Raw genomic sequence first — 23092 nt, 5'->3', positions numbered from 1 at the left:
CGGTGCGCCAGGATTAGACCCCGGTAACTAACTTTCAACACATCCTCGGCCGCTTTATCGCGGCCTATCCCCCTCTTGATAACCGCTTATGGCTTGGTCCGGATCGGCCGCACATGCCTCAACACATACTGAATAGGCACAATGCCGAGCAGCAAATGGACAAGTCACATAGAATGTCCCATTGTTGAAATTCAAGATAAGGAGCAGGCTATGGATCATGATTTCTGGCATCAGCGCTGGCAGCAGAACCAAATCGGTTTTCACCAACAAGCGTTCAATCCGATTCTCCAACTGCACTGGCCGCGCTTGGCTATCCGGCAAAATGCCCGAGTGTTGGTGCCTCTGTGCGGAAAGAGTAAGGATTTACTTTGGCTATTGGCTATGGGCTACCAGGTGGTGGGCGTTGAATTAAGCCCGCTGGCCGTCGAATCGTTTTTCGCCGATAACGACTTGAAACCCACCGTGCGTCGCCAAGGCGAATTTTGGGTCAGCGAGGTGGATGGCTTGCAGATTTTTTGCGGCGATTTTTTTGCGTTGCAAGCCGCGGATGTCGGTGAGCTTGATGCGGTTTACGATAGGGCCGCGCTGGTGGCTTTGCCGCCGGATATGCGCATCGATTATGTGATGAAGCTGTCCTCGCTGTTGCCGCCTAACGTACAAATGTTATTGATAGCATTTGATTATCCCCAACATGAAATGCCCGGACCGCCATTTAGCGTGCAGACCGATGAAGTTGAGAATTTATATAACCACTGGTGTGAAGTCGAATTGCTGACCAGTGACGATGCCTTAGTGACCGAGCTACATTTTAAAGAGCGCGGCTTGAGTAAAATGGCGGAGCAAACCTATCGATTGGTCGTGCGTTAACGGGCGGTAAAATCCGCTTGGATCAGGTCTTTTGACGGTAAACTACCCGTAAACATTGGGAGATATAAACATGACACACTTTGGCCGCATTCTTTATTTGGCTTCCACATTGGGGTTCTTGCTGTGCGCATCGCCGATTGTAAAAGGCGAAGACTCGGTGGCGAAATTCTCGCGCGAATTGCTATTAAAAAAACCTATATCGCTAGCAGCCAAGGAAGTAGACGCTCACGTGATCCGCGTGCGGTTTCCGAAAGGCTTTAAAACGCCGTCACATACTCACGAAGGGCCGGGGCCGCGTTATGTGGTGAAGGGCAAACTCAAAGTCGAAGACGATGGGCAAATCAATGTCTATAGCCAAGGTGAAGTGTTTTGGGAAACCGGCGCTGAAATGACGGTTGAGAATGTTGGAAAAGGCGAAGCGGAAATAATTATATTCGAGCTAGCCACAGCTAAGCCGGCCACGGAATAAGCTATCTCAAAACAGGGAGGAACAACTTTAGACAGGTACCGCCTCCCTGCGCAGTTTCGATTTTTAATTCACCGCCCAAATGTTTTGCGCGCCGGTCTTGGTTGCGCAGACCGCGACCCAATGTGACGGTATCCAGGTCGAATCCGCAACCGTTGTCTTCGATACGAATTTCAACATGATCTTGCCAATGTCGCGTGGCCAGTCTCACCCGGTCGGCATGAGCGTGCTTGAGTACATTGGCTAATGCTTCTTGCACCAACCGCAGTACATGCAGGGCATCGGGCGGTTCCAGCCAGGGCAGCTCCGGTAAATCATGAATGTCCCAATCCAGAGTTAGGCCGGCATCTGCCAGGCGCGGCCCCATGCGATAACGGATTGTGGCTAACAAAGTAACCAGATCATGTTCCATCGGCTCCAATGAATCGATCACCAAGCGCAGGTCATCCACACAGCCGCGCAAAGCGTTGATGACGGCTGATTGCGGCAAATCATCTCGTTCAATGGCGCAGAGGGTCGCCAGTAAAGTCGAGCCCAGGCCGTCGTGCATGTCGTACATTAAACGCTGCCGCTCCAACAATAAGGCATTTTCACGCTCGACGGCCACTAGCTGCTTCTGCTGTCGCGTCAATTCTTGGTTTAGATCCCTAGCCAGGTGGCGCTCTGTCATGGTGGTGTGGATAGCCGCTTGTACCCGCAAACCATACAATAAAACCAGACTCATCAAGATCAAGAAATAGCCAGCATAGATCAACTCACTGCGGAACGCCAGTGCCGACGTGTTTAGCAACATGACCGGCAACACCGCGCAAATTAGCATCATTCGGGTACAGGGGGAGTTGACTACGCAAAATACCAGCATCAGATTAAATAGGCTGACGTAAGCGAATACTGTTGTTATGGGCGGTGACAGCAGCCAGGGCAGCGAACCCCAGACTACGCCGCTAACAGTGATCGAAAATAATAGCCACGGCATATAGCGATACATCGCTTTATTCAGGGATTCCTCCGACTCCATCCTCCAGGACACAAACGATTGCGCTAGATAATTGCTAAGGGCTGTCATACACCAAATTAATTGAAGATGGCGTGGCCAATAATCGCCCCAGACATACAATACGGCCATAGTGACCAGCGATACCGACAGCAAAGACATGCGCCAGTGCGCCAAAAACAAGGCCACTGCATCGATACGGGTTCGCTCTCTAAGGCTTTCTTCTAAGCCGACCGCATTCGATTCAATCACGCAACAGCCCCAACTTGCGCGCTTCATAAATAGCTTCGCTCTTGCTGTGGACCTGTAACTTCAGATAAATGCGTTTCACGTATGTACCGACGGTATTGCTGGACAACTGCATCAATTCGGCGATCTCTTCGTAACTATAACCCTTGCTGCTCAGTTCCAGCACCGTGCGTTCCTGAGCCGACAAGCATTGCTCTTCCAAGGGACCGTCGTTATTGAGTTGAAAGCGCTTGATTAGCAGCTGGCGGGCTATCGTCGGGCTAATCGGGCTGCCGCCCTGATACAAGGCGCGAATCTGTTCGACAATATCCAAGCTACTCGCGCCTTTGAGCAAATAACCCGTCGCACCAGCCTCGATACATTGCAACACATGGCGTTCATCGCCAAACACAGTGATCACCATCACATCGCAGTTTGGCAAATAGTGTCGCGCCCAGCGGATCAATTCGATACCACTACCGCTGGGCAAGCCAATATCGACTAACAGTACGTCCGGTTTAGTGTATTCCAGCAGGCGGCGTCCTTCGGGCAAATCGTCAGCCACACCCGCCAAACGCAAATCGGCGGCGCTAGCCACCGCATCGGCAAAAGCGGTGCGGAACTGTGGGTCATCTTCGACAATAAGTACGGAATAGTTCATGGCCGGAGTCTATCACTCAACGGTGGCCCAGGTGATCGTTAGCGAGGTAAAACGTTAGAATTTGTCCCGTCTTCACGGGACAAGGCTAGCTAGACAAACAGGCCTGGAAGCAGAAGAATGTGGCCGTGTTCACAACGTCAGGGTTTTACGTTTTAAAACCACTGCAGAGCAAGCTGAGATCTCTTGTCGGGGCGCCGAATATCGGTCGATTTTAGCCTGCTATGGTGAAGTTTCTCGTCCATTACCCGGAGCGCGTCGATTGTCATCAACTGAGATTTTTTTCTAACAAACGCCCAAGGGGCAATATGCAAAGCACCTTCACGAAACTTAAGCCTAACCGAGCGCTGGCTGGACTGACATTAAGCCTAACATTGGCATTTTTCAACCAGGCTACTGCAGCATTGACCGATAACGGCAATGGCTTAATTTATGATTCCGGCCTGGACATAACCTGGACACAGGATGCAAATCTACTCGTTACAAAAGGCGGTATAAATAGTACCGTAGTGAATGAAATACTAGCTGCGAACCCGCACGGTGTTGTTGATCCTTACTACTTAGTAAATTCACCAAACACCGGAGTTTACACCTTATCAGCTGCGGATTTTCATGCAGATGGCACAGCGACTTGGTGGGGTGCTCAAGCGTTTGTACATTATTTGAACTTTACGACTTACGGCGGCACTGATAAATGGCAATTGCCTGCTAGTACTGCGATAAGCGGCTTTAATAGCGGCAGCGAATTAGGATTAGGTGAGTTGTTCTACAACGAATTAGGTGGTATTGGAGGAACGCCCTTAGCCACATCCGGCCCATTTAACAACATTCAAAGCGGCACCTATTGGACGGGCACCGAAAACCATCCACCTTCCTCCGCTGCATGGTACTTTCGCATGAGCGATGGCGGCCAAACATTTAGCAGTAAGACAAGTTCGTTTTTCGTATGGGCAGTTGCTCCAGGCAATGTGTCTGTTTCTCAGGTTCCGGTACCCAGTGCAATCTGGCTGTTTGGTTCCGGCATGCTGGGGCTGTTGAGATTGAAGCATCGGCATCAGATAAATTGAAGCTGTCCTTTTCAGCGCTGAAGGTTATCCGTTTGACCTTATTTCCCAGACTGATAACCACCGCTGAAAATCTTGGAAACGGAGCGATAGCGAAGTGACGATTTTTAGTCCCCGATAGCCGTAGCGCCGGGCGGGTTTTCGCAGCGAAGCGGAGAAAACCTGCAAGGCATCGCGACACGGCGTCAAGTCATGCGAGAGCCGATGTTTCGACCCCCTGTTGGGTCGAAACGAGGTGACGCGGACGAGTCGGGGCCGCCGAAGGCATAAACTGCCAGCAAATTTTTCGCGCTGAAATCGGATGGGACCCATTTCAGCTTTACCGAAAAATGCTGGCGCTCTTGAGTTCAGCTTTTTAAATTCCAATTTTGTTACGTTGCATTCGGCAATTGCGATTGTGTCTTCTCTAACGCTGAGTCTTGCTGATCCAATGGTGGAGGCCGATTACTTTACCGTCGGCCACCCAGGGGGAGATACTTTTACTACCATGGGTAGTGTGCGGATATACGATTATGGCTACTGCCCCTTCGGTATCGGGCCAGCTTGCAATACGGACTCCGTTGATTTAATCGGACACATCAACTCGCTCGACCTGGACAACTTTGCCAATCCTGCCGGTGGCGCTTTTTTAAATAGCAGTATAAGCTCGACACTGGCACCCGTGCCGATACCAGCTGCCGGAATACTCTTTGGTTCCGGTCTATTCGGTTTTTCAATAATCAGAAAAAGGCATGCGGCTAACAGGCTGTAAACAAAATATTTTCAACTATCACTTTATAATTTGCTTGGGTCGGCAGCCGCCGGTCGATACCAAGGATTCGATGCCAAATGATAAGCGACTTCCCATTTTGCTTAGTCCTTGATATCCAAAGAATCGGCCGGGTACTTAGGAAACTCCGCTGGGTTGTTTCGAAGGTCGGCCGGGTACTTCCGAGCTACCCTTTGAACCTACCGAAATACACCCGCCACAATGCACTAAAGCTAAGCAAGGTGGGACATTTTCAATGACAGCTTATTGGTCTGTCGCTCCACAATATCTGCCATCTGTCGAACCTTAGGCCAAGGTGTAAAAGATTATCCTTCTTTGTCTTATGAGAAGTGGAGGCGCGGTTTTCTCTGAACCAATAGCGCTATTTTGCTTAGGCCCCGATACCGCCGGTGATATTCATAAGCGCCAATTTCTACCTTCTCGATGGCCTGGGCAAAAAAGGCGATAATAGGGTCCATCGCTCATCCTTAACCAATACCAACCCATCATGCCTGAATCAGGTCACGCACATTCCCTGGATAACGGCATCGCCGTGATCCACTCCAATCAACTGGAAGAACTCCGCGATGTGGTCGAGTACTGGCTCAGACAGCATCCCTTGCTGCCCTTGGAAAACGAGATTTTTCTGGTGCAGAGCAACGGCATGGGGCATTGGTTGAAGCAAAGTCTGGCGCAAAATTCTTCGCTAGGCATTGCCGCCGCGCTGAAGATGCAACTGCCGTCTTTGTTTATCTGGAGTGTTTACCGAGCAATATTGGGCGAGCAGATTCCCACCGAGCAAACCTTAGCCAAAGATCCGCTTATTTGGCGTTTATATCGCCTGTTGCCAGGTTTGCTGAAACAACCGGGTTTCGAAACCCTGGCTAGTTTTTTGACCGACGACAGTCATTGCCGCAAACGTCACCAACTTGCCGAACAGCTGGCGGACCTGTTCGACCAATATCAAGTGTATCGCTCCGATTGGGTGTCTGATTGGGCGGTGGGACAAGATGTGTTGCGCAACGGGCATGGCGAGAGCAACCCTCTGCCGAGCGCGCAACTTTGGCAAGCCGCTTTGTGGCGCGCCGTGCTCGAGGATTTGGGTGAAGAGTCCTCGCCGTTTGCCAGCAGGGCAGCGGTTCATGCCCAATTCATGGCTAAAATCGATACCTTGACTGCCCGGCCCGCCGGTATGCCGCGCCGCGTCATGTTATTCGGTTTATCGTCCTTACCGCAGCAAGCGCTGGAAGTATTGGCCAAGTTGGGCCGATTCTGTCAGATCGTATTGTTTGTGCATAACCCTTGTCAGCACTATTGGGCCGACATCATCGAAGACAAAGAACTGCTGAAAGCCGAACGCCGTCGCCAGTCCTACAAATCCGGTATGAGTGCGGCATTAAGCGATGCGGAATTGCATTTACAGGCGCCGCCTTTATTGGCCGCTTGGGGCAAACAGGGCCGGGATTATATTCGTTTGCTGGATCATTTCGATGAAACCCAAGCCTACGCCAACTGGCATTGGCCCGACAGCAAAATTGATATGTTCAAAGAGTACGGGGATGCGGGAAGTCGGAGTTTGCTGCAACATCTGCAGCAATCTATTTTGGACTTAGAACCCTTGCCCGAGCAACCGGTATGCCTGGCCAGCGCCGATACGTCTATCCAATTTCATATCGCCCATAGTCCGCAACGTGAAGTCGAAATTCTGCACGATCAATTGTTGGCGCGTTTCGATAGTGCGCAGCAAAATGGCAAGCCTTTGTATCCACGTTATATCATTGTGATGGTGCCGGACATCAATACCTATGCTCCGCATATCCATGCGGTGTTCGGCCAAATTCAAAGCGATGATCCGCGTTATATTCCCTACAGCTTGGCCGACCAGCAACAGCGCGGGCAAAATCCGCTGCTGCTTGCCGTGGAAGCCCTGCTGAATCTACCGGAGTCGCGCTTTGCGGTCAGTGAATTTCTCGGCTTGCTGGAAGTGCCGGCCCTGCGGGCGCGGTTTGAGATAGACGAAACCGCCATCTCCAAACTACATCAGTGGATTGAAGAATCCGGCATCCGCTGGGGCTTGAACGCCCGGCAGCGCGCGGAACGAGTCAATATGCCCGCAAACCTGCAAGCCAATACCTGGCAGTTTGGACTGCGGCGCATGTTGTTGGGGTATGCGGTCGGTACCGGTGCACCGTTCGATGAAATTCAACCCTACGAAGAAATCGGCGGCCTGGATGCAAAATGGCTGGGCGGTCTGGCGTTTTTATTGGAAACGCTGGAAAAATACGCAGAGCTATTGCGGCTGGAATACGCGCCAGCCCAATGGCAGCAGCTATTGTCCGAATTGCTGAACGATTTTTTTCAAGTAAGCGATGAGCGCGAGCGAAAAACCCTGGAAACTCTAACAAGTGCCTTAACGAGTTGGGCCAGACACTGCGCACAAGCCGGTTTAAGCGAGACGGATTTACTGCCCATCCCCGTGGTACGCGAGGCCTGGCTGGCTGGGGTTGACGAACCGTCCTTGCATCAACGCTTTCTCAGCGGTCGGGTGAATTTCTGTACCTTGATGCCGATGCGCGCCATCCCGTTTAGACTGATTTGCCTGTTGGGCATGAACGACGGCGACTATCCGCGCAATCAACAAGCGCATAGTTTCGATTTGATGAGCCAGCGCGGTCAATATCGCCCCGGTGATCGTTCGCGTCGGCAAGACGATCAATATCTATTTCTGGAAGCGTTGCTGTCGGCGCGCGAACAGCTATATATCAGCTGGGTAGGGCGCAGTATCCGCGATAACAGCGAGCGGCCGCCTTCGGTTTTAATCAGTCAATTGCGCGACATGCTGGCGCAGGGCTGGGCACTTGCCGATCAGCCTGCATTGTTGGAGAGAATTACCGTCGCGCATCCATTGCAACCGTTTAGCGAAGCCTATGTGCAAAAACACCGTGATCCCAGCCTTTTTACCTATGCCAGGGAATGGTTCGTACCGCCGGCGGCTCAGCCGCTTAGCGGGCAAATCGTCCCCAGCGCGGATGATAAAACCTACGCCTTGAGCCTGGAATCACTTGCGCGGTTTTTACGCGCGCCGGTGAAAAGTTTTTGTAATCAAACCCTCAAGTTTGGCTTTGATAGCCTGACCGTTACCAGCGAAGACTGCGAGCCGTTTGGGATCGATAATCTGCAAGCCTATTTATTCTGCGATGAATTGCTTCAGGGTTTAACCACAGAGCATCCGGACGACTTGGAAGAATATCTATCCGGGCAGCAGGCCGTGATGACGCAGAAAGGCCAATTGCCCTTGGGCGGTTTTGCCCAGGCGAGTTTCGCGGCCTTGGCCGAGCCGGTCACAGCGGCTTGGGAGCGTTATCGCGAGTTGGCTATGGTGTGGTCAGAGGTTTTAGAACCGCACGTGTTGCAGCTGGCGCCTTTTGCATTGGCCGACGGCGTGACGGTGCAACTGACCGGCGATCTTAGTCAACTGCGCCGGCACAACCAGCAAGCCGGTCTGTTGCATTTGACGGCGCAAAATCTGCTGAATAAGGATAAATCCATCAAGTATCCGAATTTATTTTTGCAGTGGCTACAGCATTTGGCCGCTTGCGCCGATAGTTTGCCGGTAAACACCTTAGTTGTCGGTGCCGACACGGTACTTGAAATGCCCGTTGTCGAGCAAGACGACGCTTACCAACAGTTGCAAGACCTGGTTGCTGCTTATCACGACGGCATGCAAGCGCCGTTGCCGGTGGCTTGCCGCACCGCATTTTGCTGGCTTGCCGCCCCTCCGGAAACTGCGCGGGAAAAAGCCCAAGCCAGATATGACGGCGACGACTGGAATGCCGGCGAAGTGCAATACGACGCCTATCTGGCACGCTTCTTTCCCAATTTTGCCAGTTTGACGGCGTTTGTCGCAGACAAGGATTTTGCAAACTGGGCGGATAATTTGTATCGGCCGATGCCGGCGCACATCCGGGAATTGCCTGGGGCAGGGGAGGTGTCGGTATGACCAGCGCAATCCCACTCAACCCCCTCGAATTTCCGTTATCGGCTACCCGGCTGATCGAAGCCAGCGCCGGCACCGGTAAGACTTACACCATCGCGGCTTTATATGTGCGCTTAATTCTGGGACACCATCCCGAGAATACTGAACTCAGCCGGTATCTATTGCCGCCGGATATTTTGGTGGTGACCTTCACCGAGGCCGCCACCAAGGAACTGCGGGAACGGATACGCGAGCGCTTGAGTGAGGCGGCGCGGTTTTTTCGTCAGCAATTGCCGACGAAGGATGCCTTCTTACAAGACATCCGTGCCGCTTATCCTGAAGTGGACTGGCCGGCCTGCGCCCGGCGTTTGGAATTGGCGGCCAACTGGATGGACGAGGCGGCGGTGTATACCATCCACAGTTGGTGTAATCGCATGTTGCAACAGCATGCTTTTGATAGCGGCAGTTTGTTTCGGCAGGAAGTGAATACCGACGACACGGAATTGTTGAATGAGGTAGTGCGGGACTATTGGCGCAGTTTCTATTACGAGATGTCCAACGATGCCGATTTTCCAAGTCTGTATGCGTTGTTCAAACATCCGGACGAATTACTGCTGGCGGTGCGTTCGCTGCTGGGTAACGCTGAGCCGATACCGGTGGGTGTGGCCGACGGTCAACCGATTAAAGAATTGATTTCCGCGGTCGTGTCCATCAGGCAGTCGGCGTTACAAGCGTTAAAAGCGCCTTGGCTAAGTTGGCTGCCGGAAGTGCGCGAATTATTAGAGGCGGCTATAGAAACCAAAGTGCTGCCGGCAAAAAATTACAACGCCACTAATCGCCGCAACTGGCTGGACAAAATCGAAGCCTGGAGCCTGGACCCTTTGCAGGATACGCTGGACATCGGCAAGGGCTTTGAGAATCTGTCGCCGGCCGGCATGGCACAATTAGCCAATCCAGGGCAAACCCCGCCGGAGCATCCTGGTTTTGCGGCGATAGGCTGCTTGCCCGCGGAACTGGCGGCGCTGCCCAGTTTAAAAGTCGAGCTGATCAAGCACGCTGTGCATTGGATCAGGCAGCGTTACGATTTTGAAAAACAACGCATCGCCAGGATGACTTTCGACGACATGCTGATTCGGCTGGATAACGCGCTGCAAGGCCGCAATGGCGACAGGCTCGCGCAGGTGATTCGCGAGCAGTATCCGATTGCATTGATCGACGAGTTTCAGGATACTGACCCGCTGCAATACCGGATTTTTTCCATGCTCTACGCTACGCCGGCCGCAGTTGATTGTGCGTGTTTGATGATTGGCGATCCGAAGCAAGCTATCTACTCGTTCCGCGGCGCGGATATTTATACCTATCTTAAAGCGCATAGCGACACCAACGGCCGGCATTACACCCTGGGTACCAATTACCGTTCCACCCAGGCCTTAGTCGATGCGGTCAATCAGGTTTTTTTGCAAGCCGATCAACAAGAGCGGGGCGCGTTCAGATTTAAAACGGCACAAGATAATCCTTTACCTTTTTTGCCGGTCAAGGCCCAGGGCCGCGACGAGGTATGGCTTATCGATAAGCAAGCCGCCCCGGCCTTAACGCTGTGGCATTGGAAAACCGAGGGCGCGGTCGGCATGCCGGCCTATCGGGAAACAATGGCAGAGGTGACCGCCAGTCAGATTGTTAAATTACTGAAGTCAGCTGATGCAGGGCAAACCGGGTTTAGCTCGGCATCCGGCATGCGGGCCTTGCAGCCTGGCGACATTGCCATCCTGGTCCGCAGCGGCACCGAAGCAACGGCGATACGCAACGCTTTGGCACGCCGCCGCTTGCGCAGTGTCTACCTGTCCGAACGCGATTCCATCTTTGCCAGCGGCGAAGCAGTCGACATGTTGCTTTGGTTAAATGCCCTGGCCGAACCGCGTAATGAGCGCAAGGTGCGCGCGGCCTTAAGCTCGGCGACCTTCGCTTGGTCTTACCAAGCGCTTCACTCACTGGCCTTGGACGAACCCGGCTGGGAATTGCATCTGGAGCGCTTTCTGATGTATCAACAACGCTGGCAACAGGATGGCATTTTGCCGGCTTTGCGGCAGCTGATTAACGACTACGGTTTGCATGCGCGCCTGACTGACGACAATGAAGGCGAACGATCGATTACCAATCTGCTGCATCTCGCCGAATTGTTACAACGCGCCAGTACCCAGTTGGAAGGCGAGCAAGCCCTGATCAGGTATCTGGCCGAAGCGATAGAGGCGGGCGGTAGCCAGGCCGGCGATGACGGCATTATCAGGCTGGAAAGCGATGCCAATCTGATTAAAGTGGTTACCATCCATAAATCCAAAGGCCTGGAATACCCGCTGGTGTTTTTGCCGTTTATTTGCAGTTTCCGGGAGGTCGGCGGCCGCTTCAATGCCTATTACCGCTATCACGACGAGAACCGGGATTTGCAAATCGACTTGCATAAACAAGATCGCATTAAAGCCATCAGCGACGAAGAAAGGTTACAGGAAGATTTGCGTTTGCTGTATGTGGCGATGACCCGAGCCCGGCATGCTTGTTGGTTGGGCATTGCGCCGGTCAAATCCAGCAGTACCAAGGATTGCCAGTTGGAAAAATCGGCCATGGGTGCCTTACTCAATTGGCAGGCCAAAATGCCCATCAGCGCCTTGGCCGAGCAACTGATTGAACTGAAAGGCAGCTGTGACGCGATTTCGATAACGTCTTTACCGGAAATTGACGACGCGCGCTATAGCCCGGTCTTGGCTGACGAGGGTGGCTTTGGTGCGCGCGTGCCGCTCAGTAAAGTATTCAGTAATTGGTGGATAGCCAGTTATAGCGCCTTGCACATCGCGGACCACCTGACGCCTGCGGACGAACAGTCTCAGCCCTTGCCGGAGTTTGAAACCGCTCATGACGATAAGCAAAACGACGAAGCCGAAATTGCTGCGGCGCTTAGTAAACCCTTGTCCGGTGTCCATGCTTTGCCCAGAGGCGCCGGCCCCGGCGTGCTGATTCACGATCTGCTGGAGGAGTGCGCGCAATGCGGTTTTGCCAATGTGGCCGCAAATCCTGCCTTAAGACAAGAGTTGATTCAAAAGCGTTTTATCGGCGAATGGGAGAACAAACATGCCGTCATCGCTTCGGCCTTGGCGCACTGGTTGAGCATGCCCTTGCTGGAGGACGCTAAGCTTAGTTTGGCTGCGCTAGAAACTAATGCCTATCAAGCCGAACTGGAGTTTCTGCTGGGTGCCGATACCGTTGACACTCAGGAACTGGACCGCTTGGTCAGCCGCCACACCTTCGGCGGTCAAGCCCGTCCTGGCTTACTGCCCGGCCAAGTAAACGGGTTACTAAAAGGTTTTATCGACTTGGTGTTCGTGCACGATCAGCGGTACTACGTGATCGATTATAAATTCAATAGTTTGGGTGCCGATGACGCGGCGTATACGCAAGAAGCCTTGACTGCGGCCATGTTGGCTAAGCGTTACGATCTGCAATACAGCTTGTATTTACTGGCCTTACATCGTTTGCTGAAAGTCAGATTGGGCGCTGCTTACGATTACGAGACGCACATCGGCGGAGGGCTGTATTTGTTTTTAAGAGGCGCGCAAGGGCCAACAGCAGGGCGCGTATTCGATAAACCACCCAGGCTATTGATCGAGCGCTTGGATGCCTTGTTTGGAGCATCATCATGATCCGGCAAGCGGCGGTAATAGACAGCATGCAGCACTGGGTAGCGAAAGGCTGGTTGAGTCATTTGAATCGGGCCTTCGTGGGATTTCTGTTGGATCTCGACCCGGCGGCGTCTGACCCGGTGCTATGGGCAGGGGCCTTGGTCAGCCATCAGCTGGATAGAGGTGAAGTGTATTTGGACTTGGCAAAACTCTGTGAGCAGCCGGGAATGACGCTGGCTATTCCTGCTGATGATGCTTGGGCAATTGAGCAGGACGCGGCGGCGGCCGAGTTGGCACGCTTAAAAGTATATAGTCTTGAGGTCTGGCAAGCGGCGCTATCGCAATCAAGACTGGTGTCATCAGGAGCAGGCGATACGCCGCTGATTTTGGCGGGCAACCGGCTGTATTTGCGGCGTTACTGGCGCTATGAACAAATCACGCAGGCCTGCATTATGCAGCGCTTGCAACCGGCGAGAGATAGCTTGCCGGTGTCGTTGGTGGCACGCTTGCAAACGCTGTTTTCCGCCAGCTCGGAAAGCCAGGATTGGCAAAAAATTGCTTGTATCCTGGCTTTGCGCGCCCGCTTTGCCATCATCACCGGCGGGCCGGGTACCGGGAAAACCACTACCTTGACCAAGCTGTTGGCCTTGTTGATTGAACTGGCGCAACAGGAGAGCGATAAACCCAAACATCTGAATATCTTGCTGGCGGCGCCGACCGGCAAAGCGGCGGCTAGAGTCAGCGAGTCGATTGCCAAAGCACTCGACAACTTGGCTATCGACGACAGTATTAAACAAGCTATTCCCAGAAAGGCCAGCACCTTGCACCGCTTGCTGGGCAGCCGGCATGATTCGCGGCGCTTTCTACACAATCGCCACAATCCTATCGTCGCCGACATCGTGATTGTCGATGAAGCGTCGATGATCGATTTGGAAATGATGGCGTCGCTTTTAGAAGCCTTACCGATCAACGCGCAGTTGATCTTACTGGGCGACAAGGACCAATTGGCATCCGTCGAGGCCGGTTCGGTGATGGGGGATTTATGTCGCGGTGCAGAACACGCCGCTTATGTTGCGGAAACGCTGGCTTGGATTGCTGCTTATGCCGGCGAACAACTCAAAGCTACCGCAGCGCCCGGTTCCGCCATCAATCAACAAACCGTCATGTTACGGCACAGTCATCGTTTCGATGCACACAGCGGCATTGGTCAATTGGCTCAAGCCGTGAATCGGGGCGATGCCTTGCAGGCTCAGGCGATCTTAATTGACACCGCACAGTACCCGGATTTGCTACCCAAACCGCATGCAGAATATATCGCCTTACGGCAACACCCCAGCCCGGACGCCGCCAATAGTTTGTTAAGAAAACTGGTGATAAATAGCGGTGACGCCACCCGCCGAGGTTATGGCTATTATTTAGCGCAAATCAATAATGGCCGGCCGGATAATGCGGAGCGCTACGACGAATGGGCCATGCAAGTGTTGACCGCCTTCGATACGTTTCAAGTGTTGTCGGCGTTGCGGAAAGGGCCTTGGGGCGTAGAGGGTCTTAATCAGCGTATTGAAGAATGGTTGTTTGCCAAAGCCAAGCAGGCGCTATGGTACGAAGGCCGGCCGGTGATGATCACCCGCAACGACTACAATCTGGGCTTAATGAACGGCGATATTGGGATTGCTTTGCGAGACAGTAGCGGCAAGCTTAAAGTGGCATTTCCCAGTGCCGATGCGGGTATCGATCCATCGGCTAATCTAAAAATACGCTGGATCTCGCCAATGCGCCTGCCGGACGTCGAAACCGCTTTCGCCATCACCGTGCATAAATCACAAGGCTCGGAGTTTAATCATGTGGCATTGGTCCTGCCGGAAAACATCAGCCCGGTGCTCACCCGCGAATTAATTTACACCGGCATCACCCGCGCCAAACAACACTTTAGCTTGTTGGAAAGCAGCGACGGGGTGTTTGCTAAAGCTATTTTGACTTGCCGACAATAGAGGTCAAGCAAAAATCCATGTTGTTGGGGTTTATACGTAACACCCATGAGCCATGGTTTCAGCGAGACTTACGCCACTGGCGAATGACAGTTTTTCTAAATGGGGAATTGTTGAAACCGACTCAAGGCGGAAGTTCGTGTATTTATCTTGAATGTCGGTTTAAAATTTAAATCAGCCATTCAAATAATAAAAATTGTAGGGTGGATAAGCGAAGCGCCATCCACCTATTTGCGTTCCTATGGTGGATGGCGCTTCGCTTATCCACCCTACGGCCCTCACGTGCAATAGCTCATCCTTTTTCCCTGACCGTCTATAATTGCTGGCGACTGATTATATGCACTAAGGAGAGTCAGGCCATGCTAGAACGCAGAGCACAACTAAGGCGAAGAGAATCAGATCGAGTCGAGGACGATCTTTACAAGACATTATCCACCCCGCATTGCCATCATTGCTTGCAAAACTGGGATGAAAATGAGCTGTTACTGGATAGCCAAAAACAACTGATTTATATCACGCCACAAGCCACCGGCATTATCAAACAACACCCCAAACTATTTACATTATCGCCGGCATTCAGACTACTCAACCCACAACATGCCGCCAAGCTGGAAAGCTTTGGGACTGATAAAACTCAAGACACCGAGCCACTTTGTCTCTTGCTGGAAAACGAACAGGAGCAACAAAGAATCCTGTTGAGTTGCCACCAATTACCAAAGCCGTCAACCAGCATTCCCCATGCCGCCCGCTATCTGCTTAAGCTGCATTATTTCTGTCATTTTCAATCCCTGAAATGGCTGCTTTTCGTTCGCCAATACGCCCTGACCCGCGCCGAAATCCGCCTGTGTAAAAGTCTGGTCGAGGGCTTGACGCTGACTGAGTACAGCACCCAATGGCACATTACTACCGGTACCGCGCGTAGCCAATTGCATGGGGTGTTAGGGAAAACTGGGACGAGAAGGCAGGCGGATTTGTTGCGGTTGATTTATTTGTTTACGCAGGGGTAGTTGGTTGATGGGTTTTGTATATCAGTTGGTAGATGTGGCGGTTTAGGCTCGCTGTTAGTCTGAAATAGCAGCTAGGGGTAGTGCAATTAGTAAAGTGAAATTGCACGAATGAAGGTGCTAATTTCTCCAACGCGGACTGAGGCCGGACGGTTTATTCAAAAATTTGCTGATGCTGTTGTCCATTATATTATTTCCCAAGTAAAAGCTTTTAAGGAGAGTCTTATGTTTGATTTTTATTCTAAAGCAAGATCACTCTGTATATGTGAAGCATTGTTGCTCAGTCTGGCGATCAGCGGTCCTGCAACTGCGGGCATAGTCGATGATATGTTAAACAACCATGTACCTTATACACGCTGGTTTAGCAATGACCTTTATGCTAATCATGTCAATCTGGTTGAAAATCCAGGGTTTTGGCACAGGGATATTCAAGGTGGTAACGTAAGTCAAACGTCATGGACAGGTGCTGCAACTGGAGCCGGCGTCCAGGTCCAACCAACCATGGACCCAACCAAAATCCCTCCATACACCGATTCCCTCAATTATTGGTATCAACGTCAAACATCATTCGGTGGTTCAACTGGGGGAAGTAGGACTGAATATTTATCTTTTTATCCTTCGTACGATAGTGACACTGCAGAGGAGAATGGCTTGGTGATCGCCCCAGTGACGGATTTAAGAACACTTGGTTTAATGGTGGAAGGCTACGCATTTAGGGACATTAGCAGCACCTGGAATTATCGGTATATCATCAGTAATATAGGTAACTCACCGTTGACACTTGAATTTATACTGTCCGAATATTTGGATCATCGTGGTGTACATGATGAGTTTTCTTTTCAAAATGCAAACGGAGTATTTGCTTATGATCAGCAACCTTGGAACGCTAATATTGACCTACACAATTATGATTGGACATCGCTATCCCTTGCTGTGGGTAGTGTGCTTTGGGTAGGCTTTAGAGATATTCATTCGCCGTCGTCCGATACCTGGGGAATACGTACTGAACAAGGAAGTTATGTGGAAACCGATAATCTACTGCCAGTTCCGTCTACCCACGGGATAGCTGTAGTGCCGTTGCCTTCAGCAATCTGGTTATTTAGCATTGGCTTACTTGGAATACTAGTGAAGCGCCCCGGTAATCTGGGATGTAGATTGTCGTGAGTTTGGGTGGGCACCGCTGTTTGTGCCCACGCGGATTGAAATGGTGGGCAAATTTGCCCACCCTACGTTTGAATGTCAGCAACTCCGATCAAACCAGCTTCGTAGGGTAGCGCCGCGCACCTTTGATTCAAACATCATATTTTTACTGGATGTTTGGAGCAATGACTGATCTTTTACGCTAAAACGCAGGGCTGAAAGTTTCATTGGCATTACTGGTTTTTGCCCGTAAAAGGGTTCAGCAAACGTACACCCGTATGCTTAAAGTCTTTAGCATTCCTAGTTACTACGGCCAGGTCATAAATGAGCGCGGTGTCCGCAATGAGTTTATCTAGCTCGTGTTGAGCATCCGGAACACGCAGCTTTCCCCATAGCAGAGCAATATCACTGTCAATACCGAGAATATTGGTTTGATAGTGTTGAAGTAAGGTAATTAACCAGTTTTCCAGGAGTTTGCCTTGAATACTATCGCCACGATGTAAAATTAAATCGAGGCCTCGGCGTAATTCGCCAATGGTGATGGCTGAAATATAGAGCCGAGTATTCTGCGTAATTAGCGTATCGAAAATGTGGCGAACGCCTGCATTAGCGTTATCGCCTTTTCTGATTTCACTGATGACATTGGTATCAATTAAATACACCGGCAATATGAGTATCGTCGTTAACTCTCTGAAAGTCAGTATCGATGCCTACATTGGGAATATTGGCTATAAGATTTCTAACAACTAAACTCGGCATCGAGCTCTCCGGATAGATTAACTCGCTATCGATGATAGCGAGACTGAAGTCGATTGCAATAATTTAGTCCGACAGCAAAGCGGATCAAGCCAGTTCTGCGTTGGCTTGCCGTTCGACTGTTCATTGGGATGAGAGGGTGTCCAAATATTCTGGAAGTCGGCGCCGCTTGGCGGGATGGAATGGCAGGGGTATTTTCCGGCCGGTGCAAACCCCGAGCTTAAACCGTTGGAAAATTTGTTACCGAGTCGTGGGTGTGGCTAAAAAATCTCTCCGGGTGTAATCGTTTAGTCATAAGCCCAGTCCATGTTGGCTTAGCCAGGGTTTCAGAAAGGTCAATAACAGTCCGGCCGTGCCGCTACAGGCGATAACCTGGATAACGCCTGCTTTATAACGAAACAAAGCAAAGATAGCGATTAATCCTAGCAGCAATGCGACGCCGTCGATCTCATCACTAAAGCCTTGCGGCCAAAATACGTGATAGGCAAAAAATGCCGCCAGATTAAGAATCACGCCGACCACTGCGGCGGTAATGCCGGTCAATGGCGCGGTAAATTTCAGGTTGTTGTGGGTAGATTCCACCAATGGCCCGCCGGCCAGGATGAACAAGAAACTGGGCAGAAAGGTGAAATAAGTCACCACGGTCGCGGCGACCGCGCCAGCTAGAAATAGATGCTCGCTGCCGAATAGCGCCTGGCTCCAGCCGGCGACGAAACCGACGAATGTCACCACCATGATCAGCGGGCCGGGCGTGGTTTCGCCCAAAGCCAGACCGTCTATCATTTGTATCGCTGTCAGCCAGTGATAATGTTCCACCGCACCTTGATACACATAAGGCAATACCGCATAGGCGCCGCCGAATGTGAGTAGGGTGGCTTTGGTAAAGAACCAGCCCATTTGCGTCAATGCGCCATTCCAGCCATATTTGGCGCAGAGCCAGCCGAGCGCGCCGGCCCATAATGTCAAACCAATTAAAGCCAGCTTGGCCAGGGTCTTACCGTTGAAGCGGGCGTGTGCCGGCGTTGGGGTGTCGTCGTCTATCAACGCCGGTCCGAAATGCTGATTGGATTTACCGTGACCGCCGCCCAAATTAAAGTACTTGGGAACCAGTTTGCCGCCGATGGCACCCAGCAATCCCGCGAAGAATACGATTAACGGAAACGGTGCGTGCCACGCAAATATAGCTAGAAATGCTAGAGCTGCTATCACCCATAACCAAGCGTTTTTTAAAGCACGAGAACCGATTCGATACGCCGCGAACAACACGATCGCTGTCACCGCTGGCTTGATGCCGTACAGCGCGCCGGCAACCGCCGGTAAATGCCCGTAAGCCAGATAAATCCAGCCCAAACCGATCAAAATTAACAAGGACGGCAACACAAACAAGCCGCCCGCCATGATGCCACCCCAACCGCGATGCATCAGCCAGCCGATATAGGTTGCCAGTTGTTGTGCTTCAGGACCAGGCAGCAACATGCAGTAATTTAAGGCATGCAGGAAACGGCGTTCGGAAATCCAGCGCTTATTTTCCACCAGGTCCTGGTGCATGATGGCAATTTGCCCGGCCGGCCCGCCGAAGCTGATAACCCCGAGTTTTAACCAATAGCAAAAAGCTTGTTTTATTCTGACAGGCGGCGGTGGACTTGTCGGTGTTTGTTGCTGGCTCATAAGGCTGTTCCTAAAAAGCTTGGTACAAAGTGTCGAAATATTCACCGGCTTTGCTTATCAAAGCAAAGCCCAATTTAATGAAATTGCTTTGTATGAAACTTGTCTTCGCGATTTGGCATTAATTATGCTCGAAAGTTTGTGAGATTTATACGTCAACTAATTGACATTAAAAAGAAATATTTTTTCTATTAATTGTTTTAAAGCTCGCAAAAACACAAGTATCACGCTAGTATTAATATTGATTCTTGAGCGTTTTCTGCGAACTTGTTAACGGAACGGGATTGAAAATGTCTTAAGCAAACAACGCGTAGCCAGGTATGGGAATTTGCTAAGGCCGATTATTACTCAGGCCGTTAGTTTTGGCCGCTGGCGACGAATAGTGCCGACCGTGCTCTTTGGGCAAGCTTGTATTGAAGAAGGGCTTGTTCGTTGGGCGCATAACGTCAACTTTGGAATAGGAGGAAATCATGCAAGCCAGTGATTTTTCGTTTCTAAAGCATCCCAAAACCATTTCCGCCGTCCTCGGTGGTCTGTTAGCTTTTTGTGCGTTAAACGTCGTCGCGGACACGCCGCATCCGGAAAGCTTCGACACGCCTTCGGGGTTAATTTTGACGCCATCTGACCAAACGTTGACAGCCGATGCTACCCATGGCGCGAATCTTATGTTGAGTAATTCAGCGCAGGGTACGGCAAGTCTGCAGCCGACTGAAAAGCGAAAAAGCCGGCCGGTAAATGTAGGGTGCGGTGTGGATGTGAATCAATTTGCCAGCGAAGATAATTCGCTGTCTAGTCGATTGGTTGGGGAATGTGATTTGAAGTTTCGCTACTGAGGTTGAGCTTAGCGCCCGGTTAGTGGCCCAACCAGTGGTGCAAAAAAAATGTCAGTCGACCAGATGTTGAATTTGCTGGCTGGTTACCGCGACGGCATTTAATTTGCGGATTTGCGGTTCGATGCCTTCGAAGTTGCCGCGAAATTCCATCAAACGCAGCTCGGCTTCAACATCGGCTACTTCTAGCAGATTTTTTAGCAAGCGATCCTGCATTTTCCGCAAGTCGCGTTGTCGGCCGAAATAACCTTCCAGACATTCGCCGACCAGCATGAATGCCGCTGCAAACACCGTCAGTACTGCAAATGCCAGCACCAACTTCGGGATGCCCTGGGTTAGAGCCGCTATCAATGCGCCTGCCGACACGGTGGCTATGGTGCTGCCTATCAGGCGCAAACGCACCGAGCCTCGCAAGCGCGTACTCAACAAGTGATAGATGCTCAGACACTCCTGCTTGACCAGACCATTGGTGTTTAGCGCCAAGTCGACCAGCAATTGAGACTGTGATGCGCTGTCTTGCCCCAGTAATTTGCCGGGTCTAAGGGTTTCGGTATAGCCTGGATGTTTCGCACAAATTTGATCCAGCAATTCCGGTCTTAACTTGCTGAGTAGATTGACCAAAGCCTGGATGTCAAGAGCGATTGAATCAAGCATGCATATCTCCGCCGGGGCGTGTAGTGGACGATAGTTCAATAATAACCGGGCTTGGCTATTGCAGACACTGTTTTTTCGGCATTCCGCAAGTTTAGGAGAATTGGTCCAAAAACCAAGGCGATAAACTTTGGTGAAGGTGATTTTTGAGAAAGTTTGTAGCCATTGGCAAGCAATTTGCCGTTGGCTTCGACTCCGCTCAGTCAACGGCAAATTGCTTGGTTTGGGTGCATTTATTGCCTGAGACAAATAGCCTTAAGCTTGAACGATCAGATAAGGCTGGGACATATTGATTTAGATCGAAATCGCGAAGTATTTTGATCGCGCCAGGCCTTGCGAAGCCTGGCGCTTGAAAAGGGTTTTGCGTGCCTATTGGCAATCGAACTGCTTAGGCCAATCCCGATAATTGAACACCTGGCCTTCCTGGCGCACGGTGTCTACCGCCGCCAAATCCAGGTCGGCGTAAACCCATTGCGCAGTGTTGTATTCGCCTATAGCCAAAATACCGTTGCTCGGAAAGCCCCTGTCCACTGGTGTATAAATCGCCGCCGCCCCGCAGTTAACATCTACTGCTTCCGACCAATCTGCGTTGCCGACCAATGAGGCTTGCACCACATAGCATTGATTTTCCAAGGCACGGGCTTGGCAACCAATGCGCACCCGATAATAACCGGCCTCGGTATCGGTGCAGCTAGGCACTAGAATCAAAGTCGCGCCGCGCTCGGCTTGTTGGCGGGCGTAATGCGGAAACTCGCTGTCGTAGCAGATATTGATCGCTACCTTACCGAATACGGTATCGAACAACTTGATGTCCAGCCCGCGCGAAATATGCCATTGCTCGTTCTCGAAACGCGTCATCGTCAACTTTTCCTGAGAATCCACATCGCCTTGCGGGGTGAAGAAATAGGCGTGGTTGCGGAATTCGCCGCTGTCGTGTTTGACGGGGTAAGTGCCGGCCTGAATATACACTCGATGCTCGGCAGCCAAAGATTTGAATAGGTTCAGATAATCCGGCAACAAGGTTTGCAAGGCATCCAGTTGGCCGTTCAAAGACGAATACACATCCTTGGGAAACAACGATGCCAGTTCCATGCAGGCATATTCCGGAAACAGCAGAATGTCGGCCTGGTTATCTGCCGCTTCCTTGACCCAGCGGCGAGTCTTGGCTGCGAAGTTTTCCCAGGTTTCCAGAAAGCTGATGTCGTATTGGGCGCTGGCGATTTTAGGCACGGTCTTCTCTCAACCAAAAAGTCATAGGTTTGGCAGTTTCTGCGACGTCGTCGAGATCTTTCCAGGTGTAAGTGGTTTTCAACTCAGGATGTTTAAGGTAGCCACGCTTGTTCCAGAATGCATCCAACGGCACGTAATCGGCCGGACGGCGTGGATGGTCAATCGGGCGTTCGACGCAGCAGAAAGTAATGTGTTTGAAGCCGCCCAAATCCTCGGCATGCGCTTCGCGTTGTTCGAAAAAGCGCACGCCTATGCCCAAGCCGCGATAGGCTTTGTTCAACACCGATTCGCCGCAATAAAACACTTCGTCCGGGTTATAGTCGTTTTCAACAAACGGTTTTTTAACTTCCTCAGTTTCATATTTCAGCGGAATCGCCGTCGATGCGCCAATGATCGCGTCGCCGTCAAACGCCAATACGATCACGCTTTCCGGGCAGTTGATGTAGGTTTGTAGGTATTTCTTCTCGTAGTCGTAATCGCCGTCGTACAGATACGGAAAATCGCGGAACACTTCGATGCGCAGGCGCGCCAGTTCCGGAATGTATTGAATCAAGGCTTCGCCGCTAAGGCGCTGAATGCGGATGTCTTTGCTCATGCTGGTTTGCGGTTGAATGAAAAACAAAATGTCGCCGCCAAGGTTAAGGCGTTAATAGCATATTGTATTGCAGGCGCTGGCGGATTGCCTATGGCGAACGTTTAAGAACTTAATCGGCAGTCTTCTCGTAGGCTGGGTAGAGCGCAGCGAAACCCAGAGAAATGGCTGGATTAAGGGGGCGGAAAATCGTGTAGCCTCGATTGGCGTGAGCGTAGTCGAGGAGGCGTGTGATCGTTATATCCGGGTGCTCCATTCGTCCGATTACGCTTTGCTAATCGGACCTACGGCTCTAACGTGAAGTTGAGGCGCCCGCGCGGCTTTTCGCGCTGGTAGCCTCGAATGCAGGGTTAGAGCACAGTTTCATAGAACTGCACCGACAAGATCACCATAACCCCACACGAGTGTACCTAGAATCATTAGCCATGCACCTATGTAGCCGGCAGCTTTATCCAGCTGGTGTTGGAGGAACCGCTCTTCCGTCTCTGTGTCGTAGGCAACCTTCATCTTCTGGACCGGCCCGGAGTCATCAACCGAGACCAGTGAGCCCAAGGCGAAAGTTACGGG

At 51.5% G+C, this 23092-nt stretch carries 17 protein-coding genes; 10 read left to right on the top strand and 7 right to left on the bottom strand.

The features are described from left to right. Positions 1-210: 210 nt before the first annotated feature. Together EBA_RS11880 and EBA_RS11875 are read left to right on the top strand one after the other, a co-directional pair. Positions 211-867 (top strand): thiopurine S-methyltransferase, encoded by a 657-nt coding sequence (locus EBA_RS11880; RefSeq protein WP_225616187.1) that lies wholly within the window; start codon positions 211-213, stop codon positions 865-867. Between the two features lie 70 nt (positions 868-937). Further along, complete coding sequence (locus EBA_RS11875) at positions 938-1336, top strand: cupin domain-containing protein (protein ID WP_192374913.1); 399 nt, start codon at positions 938-940, stop codon at positions 1334-1336. Between the two features lies 1 nt (position 1337). Here the strand turns inward: EBA_RS11875 and EBA_RS11870 are convergent, their stop codons facing one another. Together EBA_RS11870 and EBA_RS11865 are read right to left on the bottom strand one after the other, a co-directional pair. Beyond that, positions 1338-2606: a sensor histidine kinase gene (locus EBA_RS11870; RefSeq protein ID WP_192374912.1), complete on the bottom strand. Its 1269-nt coding sequence runs from the start codon at positions 2604-2606 to the stop codon at positions 1338-1340. Next, positions 2572-3216, bottom strand: coding sequence for a response regulator transcription factor (locus EBA_RS11865; RefSeq protein WP_192374911.1), 645 nt, complete (start codon positions 3214-3216; stop codon positions 2572-2574). The genes EBA_RS11870 and EBA_RS11865 overlap by 35 nt, the downstream gene beginning before the upstream one ends. 305 nt (positions 3217-3521) lie before the next feature. On the opposite strand from EBA_RS11865, the gene EBA_RS11860 reads away from it, so the two are divergent. The 7 genes from EBA_RS11860 to EBA_RS11830 all read left to right on the top strand — a co-directional run bounded on the left by EBA_RS11860 (position 3522) and on the right by EBA_RS11830 (position 16825). Beyond that, a complete protein-coding gene (locus EBA_RS11860) occupies positions 3522-4280 on the top strand; it encodes an Lcl C-terminal domain-containing protein (RefSeq protein WP_192374910.1) in 759 nt (252 codons plus the stop codon). 298 nt (positions 4281-4578) lie between these two features. Then, the gene (locus EBA_RS11855; protein WP_192374909.1) at positions 4579-5028 is read left to right on the top strand and encodes a hypothetical protein; all 450 of its coding nucleotides are present in this window, start codon (positions 4579-4581) and stop codon (positions 5026-5028) included. Between the two features lie 505 nt (positions 5029-5533). Further along, positions 5534-9025 (top strand): exodeoxyribonuclease V subunit gamma, encoded by a 3492-nt coding sequence (recC, locus tag EBA_RS11850; RefSeq protein WP_192374908.1) that lies wholly within the window; start codon positions 5534-5536, stop codon positions 9023-9025. After that, positions 9022-12690, top strand: a complete 3669-nt coding sequence (recB, locus tag EBA_RS11845) for an exodeoxyribonuclease V subunit beta (RefSeq protein ID WP_192374907.1) — start codon at positions 9022-9024, stop codon at positions 12688-12690. Before recC ends, recB begins: the two co-directional genes overlap by 4 nt. Then, complete coding sequence (gene recD / locus EBA_RS11840) at positions 12687-14660, top strand: exodeoxyribonuclease V subunit alpha (protein WP_192374906.1); 1974 nt, start codon at positions 12687-12689, stop codon at positions 14658-14660. Before recB ends, recD begins: the two co-directional genes overlap by 4 nt. Positions 14661-15016: 356 nt before the next feature. Continuing rightward, entirely contained in the window at positions 15017-15664 is a 648-nt protein-coding gene (locus EBA_RS11835) for a helix-turn-helix transcriptional regulator (RefSeq protein ID WP_192374905.1), read from the top strand. Positions 15665-15886: 222 nt separating this feature from the next. Then, positions 15887-16825, top strand: coding sequence for a hypothetical protein (locus tag EBA_RS11830; RefSeq protein WP_192374904.1), 939 nt, complete (start codon positions 15887-15889; stop codon positions 16823-16825). Positions 16826-17034: 209 nt separating this feature from the next. Here the strand turns inward: EBA_RS11830 and EBA_RS11825 are convergent, their stop codons facing one another. Further along, complete coding sequence (locus EBA_RS11825; RefSeq protein WP_192377269.1) at positions 17035-17463, bottom strand: type II toxin-antitoxin system VapC family toxin; 429 nt, start codon at positions 17461-17463, stop codon at positions 17035-17037. Positions 17464-17848: 385 nt separating this feature from the next. Beyond that, positions 17849-19225, bottom strand: a complete 1377-nt coding sequence (gene chrA, locus EBA_RS11820) for a chromate efflux transporter (protein WP_192374903.1) — start codon at positions 19223-19225, stop codon at positions 17849-17851. Between the two features lie 467 nt (positions 19226-19692). Between chrA and EBA_RS11815 the strand changes: the two genes are divergently transcribed. Continuing rightward, on the top strand, positions 19693-20055 hold the full coding sequence (locus tag EBA_RS11815) for a hypothetical protein (protein WP_192374902.1): 363 nt from the start codon (positions 19693-19695) through the stop codon (positions 20053-20055). A gap of 51 nt (positions 20056-20106) precedes the next feature. Here EBA_RS11815 and EBA_RS11810 read toward each other — a convergent pair whose 3' ends face one another. The 3 genes from EBA_RS11810 to EBA_RS11800 all read right to left on the bottom strand — a co-directional run bounded on the left by EBA_RS11810 (position 20107) and on the right by EBA_RS11800 (position 22528). Next, on the bottom strand, positions 20107-20706 hold the full coding sequence (locus EBA_RS11810; protein WP_192374901.1) for a hypothetical protein: 600 nt from the start codon (positions 20704-20706) through the stop codon (positions 20107-20109). Between the two features lie 366 nt (positions 20707-21072). Continuing rightward, positions 21073-21933 (bottom strand): carbon-nitrogen hydrolase family protein, encoded by an 861-nt coding sequence (locus tag EBA_RS11805; protein WP_192374900.1) that lies wholly within the window; start codon positions 21931-21933, stop codon positions 21073-21075. After that, the gene (locus EBA_RS11800; RefSeq protein ID WP_192374899.1) at positions 21926-22528 is read right to left on the bottom strand and encodes a GNAT family N-acetyltransferase; all 603 of its coding nucleotides are present in this window, start codon (positions 22526-22528) and stop codon (positions 21926-21928) included. Before EBA_RS11800 ends, EBA_RS11805 begins: the two co-directional genes overlap by 8 nt. Between the last annotated feature and the right edge of the window lie 564 nt (positions 22529-23092).

Origin of the sequence: Methylomonas albis (assembly GCF_014850955.1) — a bacterium.
GTDB classification, from domain to species: domain Bacteria; phylum Pseudomonadota; class Gammaproteobacteria; order Methylococcales; family Methylomonadaceae; genus Methylomonas; species Methylomonas albis.
The sequence above is the reverse complement of the archived record's forward strand: the minus strand, read 5'-3'. Positions and strand labels throughout refer to the sequence as shown.

What these genes read in the sequence shown, in the direction of transcription:
- EBA_RS11880 (WP_225616187.1), top strand. Translation starts at nt 211, where the DNA reads ATGGATCATGATTTCTGGCATCAGCGCTGGCAGCAGAACCAAATCGGT.
- EBA_RS11875 (WP_192374913.1), top strand. Translation starts at nt 938, where the DNA reads ATGACACACTTTGGCCGCATTCTTTATTTGGCTTCCACATTGGGGTTC.
- EBA_RS11870 (WP_192374912.1), bottom strand. Translation starts at nt 2,606, where the DNA reads ATGAAGCGCGCAAGTTGGGGCTGTTGCGTGATTGAATCGAATGCGGTC.
- EBA_RS11865 (WP_192374911.1), bottom strand. Translation starts at nt 3,216, where the DNA reads ATGAACTATTCCGTACTTATTGTCGAAGATGACCCACAGTTCCGCACC.
- EBA_RS11860 (WP_192374910.1), top strand. Translation starts at nt 3,522, where the DNA reads ATGCAAAGCACCTTCACGAAACTTAAGCCTAACCGAGCGCTGGCTGGA.
- EBA_RS11855 (WP_192374909.1), top strand. Translation starts at nt 4,579, where the DNA reads ATGGGACCCATTTCAGCTTTACCGAAAAATGCTGGCGCTCTTGAGTTC.
- recC (WP_192374908.1), top strand. Translation starts at nt 5,534, where the DNA reads ATGCCTGAATCAGGTCACGCACATTCCCTGGATAACGGCATCGCCGTG.
- recB (WP_192374907.1), top strand. Translation starts at nt 9,022, where the DNA reads ATGACCAGCGCAATCCCACTCAACCCCCTCGAATTTCCGTTATCGGCT.
- recD (WP_192374906.1), top strand. Translation starts at nt 12,687, where the DNA reads ATGATCCGGCAAGCGGCGGTAATAGACAGCATGCAGCACTGGGTAGCG.
- EBA_RS11835 (WP_192374905.1), top strand. Translation starts at nt 15,017, where the DNA reads ATGCTAGAACGCAGAGCACAACTAAGGCGAAGAGAATCAGATCGAGTC.
- EBA_RS11830 (WP_192374904.1), top strand. Translation starts at nt 15,887, where the DNA reads ATGTTTGATTTTTATTCTAAAGCAAGATCACTCTGTATATGTGAAGCA.
- chrA (WP_192374903.1), bottom strand. Translation starts at nt 19,225, where the DNA reads ATGAGCCAGCAACAAACACCGACAAGTCCACCGCCGCCTGTCAGAATA.
- EBA_RS11815 (WP_192374902.1), top strand. Translation starts at nt 19,693, where the DNA reads ATGCAAGCCAGTGATTTTTCGTTTCTAAAGCATCCCAAAACCATTTCC.
- EBA_RS11810 (WP_192374901.1), bottom strand. Translation starts at nt 20,706, where the DNA reads ATGCTTGATTCAATCGCTCTTGACATCCAGGCTTTGGTCAATCTACTC.
- EBA_RS11800 (WP_192374899.1), bottom strand. Translation starts at nt 22,528, where the DNA reads ATGAGCAAAGACATCCGCATTCAGCGCCTTAGCGGCGAAGCCTTGATT.